12 protein-coding genes are annotated in these 13841 nt (G+C 70.5%); 8 read left to right on the top strand and 4 right to left on the bottom strand.

Going from position 1 to position 13841, the window contains the following annotated elements; all coding sequences use genetic code 11:
* Positions 1-93: 93 nt before the first annotated feature.
* The 3 genes from DEJ28_RS06645 to DEJ28_RS06635 all read left to right on the top strand — a co-directional run bounded on the left by DEJ28_RS06645 (position 94) and on the right by DEJ28_RS06635 (position 5588).
* Positions 94-2193: a nuclease-related domain-containing DEAD/DEAH box helicase gene (locus DEJ28_RS06645; RefSeq protein ID WP_220034672.1), complete on the top strand. Its 2100-nt coding sequence runs from the start codon at positions 94-96 to the stop codon at positions 2191-2193.
* 58 nt (positions 2194-2251) lie between these two features.
* Positions 2252-4864: a DEAD/DEAH box helicase gene (locus tag DEJ28_RS06640; RefSeq protein ID WP_181433841.1), complete on the top strand. Its 2613-nt coding sequence runs from the start codon at positions 2252-2254 to the stop codon at positions 4862-4864.
* Positions 4865-5066: 202 nt separating this feature from the next.
* Positions 5067-5588: a hypothetical protein gene (locus tag DEJ28_RS06635; RefSeq protein ID WP_111117133.1), complete on the top strand. Its 522-nt coding sequence runs from the start codon at positions 5067-5069 to the stop codon at positions 5586-5588.
* 78 nt (positions 5589-5666) lie between these two features.
* Here DEJ28_RS06635 and DEJ28_RS06630 read toward each other — a convergent pair whose 3' ends face one another.
* Both DEJ28_RS06630 and DEJ28_RS06625 read right to left on the bottom strand, forming a co-directional pair.
* A complete protein-coding gene (locus DEJ28_RS06630; RefSeq protein ID WP_111117132.1) occupies positions 5667-6599 on the bottom strand; it encodes an NADP-dependent oxidoreductase in 933 nt (310 codons plus the stop codon).
* Positions 6600-6739: 140 nt separating this feature from the next.
* Positions 6740-7684 (bottom strand): AraC family transcriptional regulator, encoded by a 945-nt coding sequence (locus DEJ28_RS06625; RefSeq protein ID WP_111117131.1) that lies wholly within the window; start codon positions 7682-7684, stop codon positions 6740-6742.
* 155 nt (positions 7685-7839) lie between these two features.
* On the opposite strand from DEJ28_RS06625, the gene DEJ28_RS06620 reads away from it, so the two are divergent.
* From DEJ28_RS06620 to DEJ28_RS06600, 5 genes are all read left to right on the top strand, one after another.
* Positions 7840-8607, top strand: a complete 768-nt coding sequence (locus tag DEJ28_RS06620; protein WP_111117130.1) for an SDR family NAD(P)-dependent oxidoreductase — start codon at positions 7840-7842, stop codon at positions 8605-8607.
* 189 nt (positions 8608-8796) lie between these two features.
* The gene (locus DEJ28_RS06615; RefSeq protein WP_111117129.1) at positions 8797-9636 is read left to right on the top strand and encodes an ABC transporter ATP-binding protein; all 840 of its coding nucleotides are present in this window, start codon (positions 8797-8799) and stop codon (positions 9634-9636) included.
* Positions 9633-10448, top strand: a complete 816-nt coding sequence (locus DEJ28_RS06610) for an ABC transporter permease (protein ID WP_111117128.1) — start codon at positions 9633-9635, stop codon at positions 10446-10448. Before DEJ28_RS06615 ends, DEJ28_RS06610 begins: the two co-directional genes overlap by 4 nt.
* Before the next feature lie 53 nt (positions 10449-10501).
* Positions 10502-11701, top strand: coding sequence for a histidine kinase (locus DEJ28_RS06605; RefSeq protein ID WP_181433840.1), 1200 nt, complete (start codon positions 10502-10504; stop codon positions 11699-11701).
* Positions 11698-12324 (top strand): response regulator transcription factor, encoded by a 627-nt coding sequence (locus DEJ28_RS06600; protein ID WP_111117161.1) that lies wholly within the window; start codon positions 11698-11700, stop codon positions 12322-12324. The genes DEJ28_RS06605 and DEJ28_RS06600 overlap by 4 nt, the downstream gene beginning before the upstream one ends.
* Here DEJ28_RS06600 and DEJ28_RS06595 read toward each other — a convergent pair whose 3' ends face one another.
* Entirely contained in the window at positions 12325-13485 is a 1161-nt protein-coding gene (locus DEJ28_RS06595) for a hypothetical protein (RefSeq protein WP_146248920.1), read from the bottom strand.
* On the bottom strand, positions 13482-13787 hold the full coding sequence (locus DEJ28_RS06590; RefSeq protein ID WP_111117125.1) for a hypothetical protein: 306 nt from the start codon (positions 13785-13787) through the stop codon (positions 13482-13484). Before DEJ28_RS06590 ends, DEJ28_RS06595 begins: the two co-directional genes overlap by 4 nt.
* Positions 13788-13841: the final 54 nt, after the last annotated feature.

Raw genomic sequence — 13841 nt, 5'->3', positions numbered from 1 at the left:
GGCCCCCGATCGACCGCGAAGATGGTTCAACACCGCTCGTCGCGGGGACAACGAGCGGCAACCAGGACCAGGACTCCCCCGAGGGGCAACACGATGACGATGGCCGGGGAATCCGCAGGCGTCGAGGCGCGCCGCCAGCGCAGTCGCGCACACGAACTCCGACGCCAGGCGCACGACGCCGAGCAGCGAGCGGCACGCTTCGAGATCGCCCACCGCACCGAGAGTGACACCGCGCGGATCCTCGCCCCACTCGCCGGCATCGGCTACCACCTCCTCGCCGACCGTCGTTGGCCAGGGAGCCGCACGGCTCAGGTCGACATGGTCGTCGTCGGCCGCGCGGGGGTCTTCATCGTCGACACGAAGGCGTGGCGCGAGGTCGCAGTCCACGACGACCGCATCATGCGCGGCCAGGAGGACGTCACCGACGACATCGCCCGCCTCGCCGACCTGGCATACAGCACCGAGGCAGCACTCGCGGACGTCGGACTCGCTCCCGGTGAGGTCCACGCCGTTGCAGCGCTGGCCGGGCAGAAGCGGATGCACGCGCGCGTCGCCTCCGTTGACGTGATCGGCACCCACGACCTCATCGGGCACATCACCACGCGCGGCGCGCGCCTGACGGCGTCGCGCGTCGACGAGGTCCTCGCCGCGATGCTGACCCATTTCCCAGTGATCGGCGACGACGCAGCGGGAGCGCCGCAGGTCGTCGTCCCAGCGGCGGTACTCCCCCGTGAGCCGGCTCCGACGATCACCACCATGGACGAGGAGCTGACGGACCAGCTCCTCGACGGCGTGCTCGAAGCGCCCATCGAGGACTGGATGGCCTTCCTCGACCCCGCGCAGGCGAAGCTCGTGCGCCGGAGTTTCAACGGCCCAGCCCGCATCCGAGGCGCCGCCGGCACGGGCAAGACCGTGGTCGGCCTGCACCGCGCCGCCTACCTCGCGAGAGCGACCGGCGGTCGCGTCCTCTTCACCACCTACATCCGGACGCTCCCCGCAGTGCTGAAGTCGCTGTTGGAGCGTCTCGCACCAGACATGGTGGACCGCGTTGACTTCGTCAACGTGCACGCGTTCGCGAGTCGCCTCCTGAAGGAGCGCGGCGTCGCGTTCCGGATCGACAGCCTGGAGGCGCGACTCGCGTTCTCCGACGCATGGAACGTGACCAGCGCCTCCAGTCCGTTGAAGGCCCCGCGTTTCACGCGGCGCTACTGGGAGGAGGAGATCGCTCACGTCATCAAGGGACGTGGGCTGACGCACTTCGACGAGTACGCGGACCTGGCGCGGGTCGGTCGGAAGCACGCGCTGCCGGTCGAGGTCCGGCAAGCGGTGTGGGACCTGTACGAGGGGTACTCGACGAACCTTCGCGACCGTCGCGTCTGCGACTTCGAGGACGTGGTGCTGCTCGCCCGGGACGCCGTCCGGGAGGTCCCGGTCGACCACTACGACGCTGTCATCGTCGACGAAGCCCAGGACCTGTCGTGCGCGATGGTCTCGCTCCTCCATGCCCTCGTCGGGGACCGTCCCGACGGACTCACACTCATCGGTGACGGCCAGCAGACGATCTACCCGGGCGGGTACACGCTCGGTGAGGTGGGCATCAGCCTCGCCGGCCGGGGCGTCGTCCTCGACGTGAACCACCGGAACACGGCGGAGATCCTCGAGTTCGCCAAGGCGATCGTCGCCGATGACCAGTTCGTGGACATCGAAGGTGTCGACGGCGCCGGCGACGCGGTCTCCGCCGTCTCGCGCTCCGGCCCGCAGCCGGGCATCCACCACTTCACGAACCGGGCCGACCACGACGCCGCGCTGCTGGCACGCGTCGAGGCAGTTCTCCGCTTGGTCGGCACCGGACGTGGCGACGTCGGCATCCTCACGGCGACGAACCCGCAGGCCGACAAGGTGATGGCCGTGCTCGATGATGCCGGCGTGCCTTCCGTGTCGCTGAAGAACTACGCGGGCAAGAGCTCCGACCAGATCCGCGTCGGCACGATCAAGCGGGCGAAGGGCCTCGAGTTCAAGCAGGTGCTGCTGCCGCACGTGCCGGCGAAGCTCCTCGCCGACACCCCCGACACCGAGTCCGTCGCGGACCGCGAGCGCCGCGAACTCGACCGACGGGAGCTCTACGTCGGCATGACCCGCGCGCGCGACGGGCTCTGGGTCGGCGCGCTCGGTACGAACCGCCGGAGGGACTGAGATGACCGACAAGGCTGCACGCAATCGGATCGACAGGGTCCGGCAGGCGGCGGCGGGCGTGCTCGCTCATCGCATCGCCGTCCGGGCAGCTGCGGAGACCGCCCTCGCCGCGCTCCGTCAGCGGAGAACGACGGTCGACCTGGACGGGGAACGAGGGACGATCGTCCCAGTCGGGCCGCCGGACACAGCGCTCGCGAGCGATCTCGTTCGGGCCGCCACCCTGCCGCCGACGACACCTCAGACCGACTCGTTGATCCGCATATTGTCCGAGGACGTCCCGAAGGCCCTCGAGGATGTCCGCCGCGGGTCCGGGCTCACCGCGATCTTCGCCGGACGCGAGCGTCGCGAGGCGGCAACGCGCGCCGATGCTTTCCTGGACCAGACGCTCGAGTGGATCGATCGAACCGGAGCGGTGGAACGCCTCCGAGCCGTTGACGATCGAGAGGCACCGCGGCCCGTCGTTGCGCTGGACGTTCTGGTTGCCCCAGGCGGTCCCGTCGCATCCGCAGCGCCGGACCTGAGTGGCGCGGCGCCGCTCTTCCTCGACGCCTTCGGCGACTTCCCCTCCGTCATCGCCGGGCTGGCTGACGCAGTGGCGCGTGAGCGCGCGGCACACGCCGCCGTCGTCGAGGCGGGACGGACGCAGCGTGAAGCCGGCGCCGTGAACGCGCTCGAGGGGATGGACATCGATCGTCTCCGGGAGGCGACCGGGGACCGGCTCCGCCTCACAGCGCTCCGCGACGCCGGAGTCCGCACAGTCGGGGCTGTCCTCCGGCACCCGGTGTTCCCGGGGCAGTTCTCCGGAGTCGGCGAGGCGACGGCGGCGCGCATCAACGGGGCGGCGCGTGCATTGCAGTCGGCTGCTCGCGAGGACGCCGTCGTTCGCATCGATGCCGAGCACCGCGACGACCAGACCCTGGGACTGGTCGCAGCGCTGCAGACATGGGAGTCCGCGAAAGCGTTGGTCGGTCCGCGTGAGCAGGAGCTGATCGATGCGCTACAGCCACTCGCGACGATGGTTGCCCGTGGTGCGTCGATGGCGCTCGTCGTGGCCGGCCAGAGTGGTCGCGACGCCGGTGAGCTCGTGCAACGGATCCTCACGCTGGCTGAGGACGCATGGCGGCGGAGACAGCGGATCGACGCGAGCACCGTCGAGCTGCACGCGGATCCGTGGCAGGACTTCCTGCAGCGACCTGCTGCCTTCTTCGCATTGCTCGACGAAGCCGGCCTGACCAAGCCGGCAGGAGCATCGACGCGCGGAGACCTCGGAGACGACCTCATCGCGCAGGTGGAAGCGTTCACGCTCGACACCTCCCGGCTCTCCGCGTCGCTCCGCGGATACCAGCGGTTCGCTGCGGCCTTCGCGCTCGTGCAGCAGCGGGTCGTCATCGGCGACGAGATGGGACTGGGCAAGACCGTCGAGGCGCTCGCGGCCGTCGCTCACATCGCCGGCACCACGCCGGGTCGAGCGCCGTACTTCCTGGTGATCTGTCCGGCCGCAGTCGTCGCGAACTGGGTGCGAGAGGCCGAGCGTCACACCAGCGTCCGAGCGTTCCGGTTGCACGGCCCGGCTCGCCTGCTCGGGTTCCAGCGATGGATCGACGAGGGCGGGATCGGAGTGACCACCTACGAGACCCTCGAGTGGCTCCGGACGCGGACGCCGGACGACCTCCGGCTCGCTTCGGTCATCGTCGACGAGGCGCACTACGTGAAGAACCCCGACGCGAAGCGGACCATGAACACCAGGGCGCTCCTGCGTCGAGCTGACCGCGCGATCCTGATGTCCGGCACTCCCCTCGAGAACCGGGTCGACGAGTTCCGCGTGCTGATCGACCACATCCGACCGGACCTCTCCGTCGACCAGTCCGACGACAGTCCGCTGCGGTTCCGGAAGCAGATCGCTCCGGTGTACCTGCGCCGGCGGCAGGAGGACGTCCTCACTGAACTGCCCGCACTCGTCGAGGTCGAGGAATGGACCGACCTGACCGATGCGGAAGCACGTGCGCATGCCGTTGCCGTCGAAGCTGGCGACTTCCACGCCATGCGGCAGCTCGCGATGACCGGCGGGCCCAGGTCGAGCAAGGTCGAGTCGCTGGTCGAGATCATCAAAGAGGCCCGGGCGAATGACCGGAAAGTCCTCGTGTTCTCGTACTACCGTGCGGTGCTCGACGCTGCGAAGCGCGCGGTGGGCGGGATCGTCTTCGGTCCCCTGACCGGAAGCACACCGGCATCGGCCCGACAAGACCTGGTCGACGAGTTCGCTGGGGCTCCTGCCGGCGCGGTCCTGGTAGCGCAGATCGAAGCGGGTGGCGTCGGCCTCAACATCCAAGCGGCGTCCGTCGTCGTCATCTGCGAACCGCAGCTCAAGCCGACAACGGAGTGGCAAGCGATCGCACGCTCTCGACGGATGGGCCAGCTGCAGTCCGTGCAGGTCCACCGGCTGCTCTCGGAGGACGGCGTCGACGCGGCACTCGTCCGGATGCTGGCTCGCAAGGCGAAGACCTTCGAGGACTTCGCGGCGGTGAGCGAGACGGCGTCCGCGTCTGCTCAGGCGGTGGACGTGTCCGACTCGAAACTCATCGCTCAGGTGCTGTCCGAGGAGCGACAGCGGCTCGGGGCGGCGGTGAATCGTCCCACCATGGCTCTGAGTGACATCCCTGCGCCGCTTTGAGGCCTGGTCGGACTCGCACGCGCCCTTCGCCATCCATTCTTTCTCGCTCCGAAACTCAGTGGGAGATGTGCCGCGAATTGGGGGTCGACGTTGACGCGCGCCTTGATACGCACTCAGGTAGGGCCGAACGATTTGCCTGAAGCGCGGTCATGCAATAACTTCTGAATCGATTGCCAACAATGCAACCAGGGGGCTGTAAACGATGAGTAGCGAAGCACTTGCAGCGTGGGTCGGTGTCGCACTGACGCTGGCGATCTCCATCTGGAGCCTCACCATAGCCAAGCGGGCGGAGCGTGCCGCCAGGGATGATCGAGACGAGCGGGAAGCGGCACGCGTCAGCGGCTGGGTCTCATTCGTCTACTCGAAAGAGGACGAATCGGACAAGCGTAAGTGGAAGAACGTGCTCGTCATCCGGAACGGCGCCGAGGCAGCAATTCATCAAGTCGAAGCAACAGCGACGATGAACGGCAACCAAGAAGTGACGTTCAATGCAAAAGTCTGCCTGCCGGGCGAATCCTACGCGGAATGGGTGCCTTCATTCAAGCGTCAGCACAAGAACCGAGCATGGACCCTGCTCTCGAGCTGCGAGGAGCTCCTGCAATCCGGTCACTTCTTCCGCCCGTACACCGTCGCGGACAAGTGGACCTTGGTCTCGCTCGCGTTCACGGACGCACTGGGAAAGCGGTGGCGGTTCACGCCGGGCAGTGGCATATCGGCTGTCTGACCGGGTGTATTGAGACGGGCTGGAGGCGAGGTGCAAATGGGCTCGCGCCTCCAATCCGCTCGTGATCGCGATCGCGACCTACCACCTCAACACGAACCGCCCCCGCGTCCCCCCAGCCTCCAACCGCTCATGCGCCTCCGCAGCCCGCGCGGCCGGCAACACCTCCGCCACCCTCGGCGTCACCGTCCCGCTCTCCACCGCATGCCGCAACTGCTCGAGCTTGTCGAACGACCGGTACTCCTCGAACACCATGATCTTGTCGAACCGGATGCCACGAGCGCCGTTGCCCTCCCAGCCCCGCACGCTGAAGAACGCTCCCCCGTCCTTCACGGCATCCACCACCTCGTCCTTCTGCACGGACGCATCGGCGAGCGCATCGACCCCGCCCGGCACGAGCGCACGCACCGCCGCAGCGAACCCCGCCCCACGAGGCACGATGTGGTCCGGCCCGAGCGACCGCACGAGCGCCTCGTCAGCAGGAGCAGCATCGGCGATCACGGTGACGCCCGCGGCACGGGCCAGCTGCACGACGTAGTTCCCGAGCAGCCCGGCAGCTCCGGTCACGGCGAGTGTCTGCCCAGGAGTGAGCGCAGCACGAGACAGGATCTGCAGCGCGGTCAGCCCGTTCATCGGCACCGTCGAAGCAGCGGGAAGCGACACCCCGCGCGGCACCCGCGTGAACGACCCGACCGGCGCGACGAGCTCCTGCACGTACGCCCCACCGTGGGTGCTGAGCGGGAGCGCGATGGCCATCACCTCGTCGCCGACCGCCCACCCGGACACGTCCGGCCCGACCTCGTCGACGACCCCGGCGGCGTCCATCCCGGGTACGTACGGCGGCGAGGCCTGCGACGAATCACGCTCCCCCGCGCGCACCCCGGTGTCGGTCGGGTTCACGGCGAACGCCTGCACCCGGATGCGGACCGAGCCCGAGCCGGCGTGCGGCTCCGGGACTTCGTGGACGGCGAGGGCCCCGGGCCCTCCGAACGCTTCGACTCCGACGACCTGCATCGTTCCGGTCTACCCGGACGTTGCTCCGTGCAACCTCACGGCAGCCATCAGGCCGCGGTTCGAGACGTGACCACTGACGGCCGGGAGGCACGGCACCAGCCCGCCCCGCGCCTCCAGTCCGACTCGTCCCGTCTCCACGGCTACACCGCCGTCGCCAACGCGAGTTGCGCCCGCGCCGCGACGGCGTCCGCCGCCGGCGGACGCCCGTACGCCTCCCGGTAGTCCCGCGAGAAGTGCGACGCACTGCGGAAGCCGACGGCCGAGGCCGCGCGAGCGGCGGTGTCGCCGTGCACGATCATCATCCGGCGTGCCTCGCCGAGCCGCGTCCGCTTGAGGTACTGCGCGGGTGTCATGCCGGTCGCCTCCTTGAAGCGGGCGAACAGGGTGGACTCGCTGACCCGGAGCGATCGGGCGAGGCGGTCCATCGACCACGGCTCGGCCATGCGTCCGGTGAGCAGGGCGGTCGCGGCGGCGACGACCGAGGTGCCGGAGCCGTCGAGCGCCGCGGTGATGCGCGGCGCCTGCTCGGTCTGCAGCAGGCGGAGGACGACCTCGCGGGCGACGAGGGGGAAGAGCACCGGGACGTCCTCGGGAGCGTCGAGCAGGGCGAGCAGTCGAGCGAACGCATCGGCGAGCGGGGCGGTCCACGTGCCGAGCCGGGGCACCTCGCCCCGAGGCGGGGCCGACGGCGCGGACATCGACGACACGACCTCGCCGACGACCGCCGGGTCGAGACGCCAGACGGCGGAGACGAAGCCGTCGCTCCCGGCGGTGTCGACGACCCCGGCGACGACGGGCAGGTCGACCGGGGTGATGATGAAGCGCTCGCGACCCCAGACCTGGTCGTCGTCACCGACGATCGAGCGTTTCCGGCCACGGAGGACGACGGACAGGGACGGCACGTACCGGCGGTCGAACAGTCCGGTCGGCTCGGTCACCCGCGAGACGGTGAGGCCGAGGGCATCGGCACGGTGCGCGGACCCCGCGCGTGCGGTTGCCTCCGGGTGGTCGGACCCGAGGACGGCGGCGTGCGCGGACGCGATCGCCGCGGCCCGGTCGAGGTGCTGCCCAGTGAGGTGGTCCACGTCTGCCAACCTACCCAGGCGGACCGACGGTGCAGGCCGCGTGTTCGTGCGCGGCGGGCGCGTGGCGGGCGTGCGGCGGGCGCGCTGCGGGATCGGGCAAGGTCCTCGTGGGTCCCTGCAATCCCGGAGACCCTCGCCTGCCCGAGCATCGGAACATGACCACCACAACGAACGACACCCAGCGGACCGCCCTCGTGACCGGGGCCTCGAGCGGCATCGGCGAGGCCATCGCCCGCGAGCTCGCCGCAGCCGGCATGACCGTCGCCGTCGCGGGCCGCGACGGAGCCCGCACCCGCGCAGTCGCGTCCGACATCGAACGGCAGGGCGGCCGTGCCGTCCCGCTGGTCGCCGACCTGTCGGGCAGTGCCGACGAGGTCCGCGCACTCGCCACCGCCGCGATCGAGCAGCTCGGCGGACACGTCGACGTGCTCGTGAACAACGCCGGTGTGTACCCGGCCGGTCCGACCGAATCGCTGTCGGACGACACCGTCGACGCGCTCCTGGCGACGAACATCCGCGCCCCGCACGTCCTGGTCGCTGCCCTCGCCCCGGCGATGGCCTCGCAGGGCGCCGGGAACATCGTGAACATCGGCTCGTGGATGGCACGGGTCGGTGTGCCGTTCATGGCGCTCTACCCGGCGACGAAGGCGGCGGTCGAGCAGCTGACGCGCGCCTGGGCCGCCGAGTACGGGCACCGCGGCATCCGCGTCGTGACCGTGTCCCCGGGCGCGACGGCGACACCGGGCAACGCGGACTCGGCGGACGTCCTGGCGGCCATGACGGAGGGCACCCCGGCGGGCCGACCGGTGCAGCCGGTGGACATCGCGCGCGCGGTGCGGTGGGTCGTGTCGGACGAGGCGGCCTTCGTGAACGGCGGCACGATCGACGTCGACGGCGGGATCGCGTCCACGCGGATGCGCTGACCCGCGCCCCGGGCAGCTCCACGGCCCGGCACGATCGCCCCACACGTTGTCCGATCCGGTCCGCGAATCCCGGGGTTCGCGGACCGGATCGGACAAACGACGAAAAGAAACGTGCATCCCCCGATCGGAGGATGGACCACCACCGACCCCGCCGATCCACCCGGCGCCACAACCGAGCACGCTGGACGCATGCCCGACACCCCCGCCATCGCGGTCCGCAACCTCGCGAAGCAGTACCCCACCGGCAAGCGCGCCGTCGACGACGTGAGCTTCGACATCCACCGCGGCGAGACCTTCGCCCTCCTCGGCCCGAACGGCGCGGGCAAGACCACCACGGTCGAGATCCTCGAGGGCTACCGCACCCGCACCGGCGGCGAAGCACGGGTGCTCGGCCACGACCCGGCCCGCACGAGCCGCAGCCACAACGCCCGCATCGGCATCGTCCTGCAGACCAGCGCGGAGTCCCCCAACGTCACCGTCGCCGAACAGCTCCGCCACTTCACGACGCTCTACCCGCGGCACCGCAGCGTCGAGGAGCTCCTCGACAAGACCGGCCTGGCCGAGCAGCGCAACACCCGGATCGCACGGCTGAGCGGCGGGCAGCGCCGACGCGTCGACGTCGCGCTCGGCATCATCGGCCGGCCGGAGGTCCTGTTCCTCGACGAACCCACGACGGGCTTCGACCCCGAGGCCCGTCGCCGCTTCTGGGACCTCATCGACGAGGTCAAGCGCGAGGGCACCACGATCCTGCTGACCACGCACTACCTCGACGAGGCCGCACACCTCGCCGACCGGGCCGCGGTGATCGCCGACGGGAAGCTGCTCGACATCGCCCCGATCGACGAGATCGGCGGCACCGAAGCGCGCACACCACGGGTGACCTGGCGCGACGACACCGGCGAACGACACGAACAGCGCACGAGCGACCCCACCGCGCTGATCCGGGGCAACCCGGAACCGATGCACGACCTCGAAGTCATCCGCCCGTCCCTCGAGGACGTCTACCTCGGAATGGTCGGCCAACGATGAGCACCACCAACCCCGCCACCATCGGCGCCCATCGCATCGGCTACGAACTCCGCTCGTACTTCCGGGCTCCCGATGCCGTCTTCTTCACCTTCCTCTTCCCCATCGTCATGCTGGCGCTGTTCTCGGTCGCGTTCAGCAGCGCCCCCGACATCCAGGCGGGACCGAACGTCAGCGTCGACTACGCCACCTACTACCTGCCCGGCCTGGTCGCGACGGGCATCCTGCTCTCCGGTACGCAGTCCCTCGGCGTGGACATCGCCGGCGAGCGCAGCGACGGCACGCTCAAGCGTCTCGGCGGCACCCCGCTGCCGGTGCTGAGCTACTTCATCGGCAAGATCGGCATGGTCCTCGTCACGACGATCGTGCAGACCGCCCTGCTCCTGGCGATCGCGAGCCTGGTCTTCGGCGTCGGCCTGCCGACCGACGGCGGCGCGTGGGCACGCTTCGCCGGCATCATGTTCCTCGGCGTCGCCACGAGCTGCGTCCTCGGCATCGCGATCTCCGCACTCCCCCGCGAGGGTCGCCGTGCCACCGCCACGATCGTCCCGATCGTCCTGGTCCTGCAGTTCATCTCCGGTGTCTACCTGCCCTTCACGCAGCTGCCCGACTGGCTGCAGAACGTCGCGTCCGTCTTCCCCCTCCGCTGGATGGCGTCCGGCATGCGGTCGGTCTTCCTCCCTGACGCGTTCGCGTCCGCCGAGCCTGGAGGCGCGTGGCACCTCGGTCTCGGCATGCTCGTCCTGGCAGCATGGCTGGTCGTGGGCGCGGTGGCCTGCCTGCTGACGTTCCGGTGGAACCGCAAGGACGCGTGATCATGCCTGTGGAGAACCGTCGGCAGTCGCCGGCTGGATGGGATGCTGGGCGCATGAGCGGCGAGACGTGGGTGCGCAACCGGTGGTTGCACGTCTTCTTCGCGGGCACGATGGTCCTCACCGCCGTGATCACCGCGTTCGGGTGGTCACCGTGGGCGACCCGGTGGCCCGCGTACACCGCGATCGTGGTGCTCGTCGTGGCCTACGCCGCATTCGGCCACCGCGGCTACGACGACGCCCGCGCCGCTACCGCGTTCCTGCCCCTCGTCGTCGCCGCAGCGCTCGTCCTGCCGGCGGTCGTCCCGAGCACCGCGTTCGTGCAGTGCATCGTCTTCCCCCTGGTCTGGGTGCAGTCCGAGCGCATCCGCACCGCGATCCTGCTGTCCGTCGCGGTCGGAGTGGCGAGCGGCATCGGCCTGCAGGTCTCGAGCGGCCCGGACGCCCTGGTCAGCACCATCCTCATCGAGGGCATCAGCGTGATCGGCGCGTGCGCGATGGGCGTGTGGATCTCGAGCGTCGCCGATCTGTCCGAGGAGCGCCGACAGCTCGTCGAAGAGCTGCGCGCCACGCAGGACTCCCTCGCCGAGGCCCACCGTCACGCGGGCGTCACGTCCGAGCGCGAACGCTTGGCCCGCGAGCTCCACGACACCGTCGCGCAGAACCTCGCCGGCATCGTCATGCTCACCGAACGCGCCCGGGGCGACCTCGCCGCGGACCGCGTCGACCGCCTGGACGAACGGCTCACCATCCTCGAAGAGTCTGCGCGCGCGGCCCTCGAGGAATCCCGCACCCTCGTCGCCGCCGGCGCTGCCGGGGTCGCCGGCGACGGCCTCGGCGCCGCCCTGCACCGACTCGGCGAACGCTTCACCCGCGAGACCGGCATCGCCGTCTCGGTCGACGCCCCCGACTGCGTGCTCGACCGCGACACCCAGGTGGTCCTGCTGCGCGCCGGGCAAGAGGCCCTGGCCAACGTCCGCGCACACGCCCGCGCCGCCTCGGCGCACGTCGCACTGCACGTGGCAGCCGAGCAGGTCGGGCTCCGGGTCGCGGACGACGGGGTCGGATTCGACCCGTCCGTCCCGACCGCGGGCCACGGCCTGCGCGGACTGCGCGAGCGGCTCGCCCTCGCGGGCGGGACCTGCACGATCACGAGCGATGTCGGACGTGGCACCGTCGTCGAGGTGTCGCTGCCCACCGGGGCCGAGCCGCGCCTCCAGGCGGTCACCGTCCCCGTGACGGCGGCGAGACGGTGATCCGTGTCGTCGTCGCGGACGACCACCCGATCGTCCGCGCCGGGATCGTCGCGTTGCTGCAGGACGCCGACGACGTCGAGGTGGTCGGGCAGGCGAGCGACGGCGAATCAGCCGTGGCGATCACCCTCGCCGAGCGGCCGGACGTCGTCCTGATGGACCTCCGCATGCCGGGGCTGAACGGCGACGCGGCGACCGCACGGATCCTGGCCCGCGAGCCGTCGATCCGCGTGCTCATCCTGACCACCTACGAGTCCGACGACCAGATCCTCGCCGCGATCGAGGCCGGCGCTGCCGGGTACCTGCTGAAGGCCGCGCCGGAGTCCGAGATCCTGGCGGGGCTCCGTGCCACGGCCCGGGGCGAGACGGCGCTCGCTCCCTCGGCGGCCGCGGCGCTCGTCCGCCGCACCACGGGCAGGCCTGCTGCCGGTCCGGCCCTGTCGCCGCGCGAGCTCGAGGTCCTGCAGCTCGTCGCGCAGGGCAACTCGAACCCGGCGATCGGCCGCACGCTCTTCCTCAGCGAGACGACGGTGAAGACGCACCTCGGGCACGTGTTCGAGAAGCTCGGCGTGAACGACCGGACGCGGGCGGTGACCCGCGCGATGGAGCTCGGCCTGCTCCGCTGATCAGCGCTGCGACTGCGCCCCGCTGGTCACCGCGACGAAGGCGTTGACGCCCTCGATCGCCGAGCGGACGATCACCGCAGTGTCTTCGGGGCGGAGCGTGATCGTGTCCTCACCGCGTTCCCACGTCAGCGCACCGACGCCCGGCACGATCATCCCGTGCACGCCCTTCCCCGCCTGGTGACTCCAACCGTTGACCAACTGCCACCGCGGTGCGGCCCAGGCGCGCTGGAACCACTCGACGTCGCTCGGGCACGGACCGGAGCGGTCCTCGTACTGCGCCGTCGTGATCGTCACCGGCTCGCCGACACCGACCGAGTCGACGGGGTCGATGTCGAGCCACTGGAGCAGGTGCGCCACGAGCGAGCCCGGCCGCACGATCCCGAGGGCCTCCGAGCCGTCGTCCTGCGACGCCCGCACGACGCACTTCTGGCCCTGCAGCCAGCACGCCCAGCGCTGTGGCGGGGTGTCGCTCGCGGGGTCGCTCGACTCGACGACGAGCAGTGCGTCGTGGTCGACCACCGGACCGACGAGTTCGTCACCCTTTTCCGTGACCCCTCCGAAGCGGCCGACGAACCCGAGTTCGCGCGCGGCGACTCCTGCCTCGGATCGCCGCGCAGATGCCGGCACCAAGCCGCGGTCCCGGAACCGTACGAGGTGGTCGAGCACCCCGTCGGGCGTACGCCACGGCAGGGTCGGGCCAGGGGCTGCCGCTGCGGCGACCCTTCGGTTCCTGGTCGTCGGCTCGTCGGGGGCCTGGCGCCACCGCGAGTCGAGCATCCCGTCGACGACCACGGCGGCATCCGGCCAGTCACGGGCCGAGCACTCCACGGTGACCTCGACCCGCACGTCGCGCAGGGTCCGGAGGTCACGGATGACGACGTCGTCCGCCTCGGGCAGGGCGACGAGGACGCGGTCGGCGGTGGCTTCGAGCACCAGGGCGTCCGGTCGGTCCTCGACTCGGCGGATGATCTCGGCAGCCGGGTCGCCGGAGAGTCGCCGCACGTCGATGGACAGCGCGTCGTCTTCTCGGTCGAGCCGGACGCCGGATCCGACTTCGCTGACCGTCCAGCCCTCGGGCACCTCGAGCACGAGACCGCCGACGACGGCAAGCGCATCCCAGCGCACGTCGGGCCAGGGGTCCCACGGCACGTGCCGGCTCATCGGCGAGCCGCCCGTCGTGACCACCGCGGTGTGGCCCACCGTGCACCATCGAACAGCAACCACATCCCGAGCACACCGCACAGCACGAACGCCAGCATCAAGACGAGGGCGAGCGCCACGGGCCCGTTGAAGAAGAACGCCGCGACCCCTTCGCAAGCGAGCGCCAGGCCGATCCAGAACAGGCCGAAGGGCATCGACGGTGTACTCCGTCGCATCCACGACCGCCAGAGTCCTGCGTACGCGAGTCCGCCGAGGACGACGAACACGCCTCCGATCACGATCAGCCAGACCGCTGCGCCCACGTTCTGCTCCCCTGTTTTGCACCCGTAGCACCCCCATCGTATGGTCGTGAGGCA

The organism is Curtobacterium sp. MCPF17_002 (assembly GCF_003234115.2).
In the GTDB taxonomy this organism is placed as follows: Bacteria; Actinomycetota; Actinomycetes; order Actinomycetales; family Microbacteriaceae; genus Curtobacterium.
Note: the sequence above shows the minus strand (reverse complement) of the source record. Positions and strands in the feature narration are given on the sequence as shown.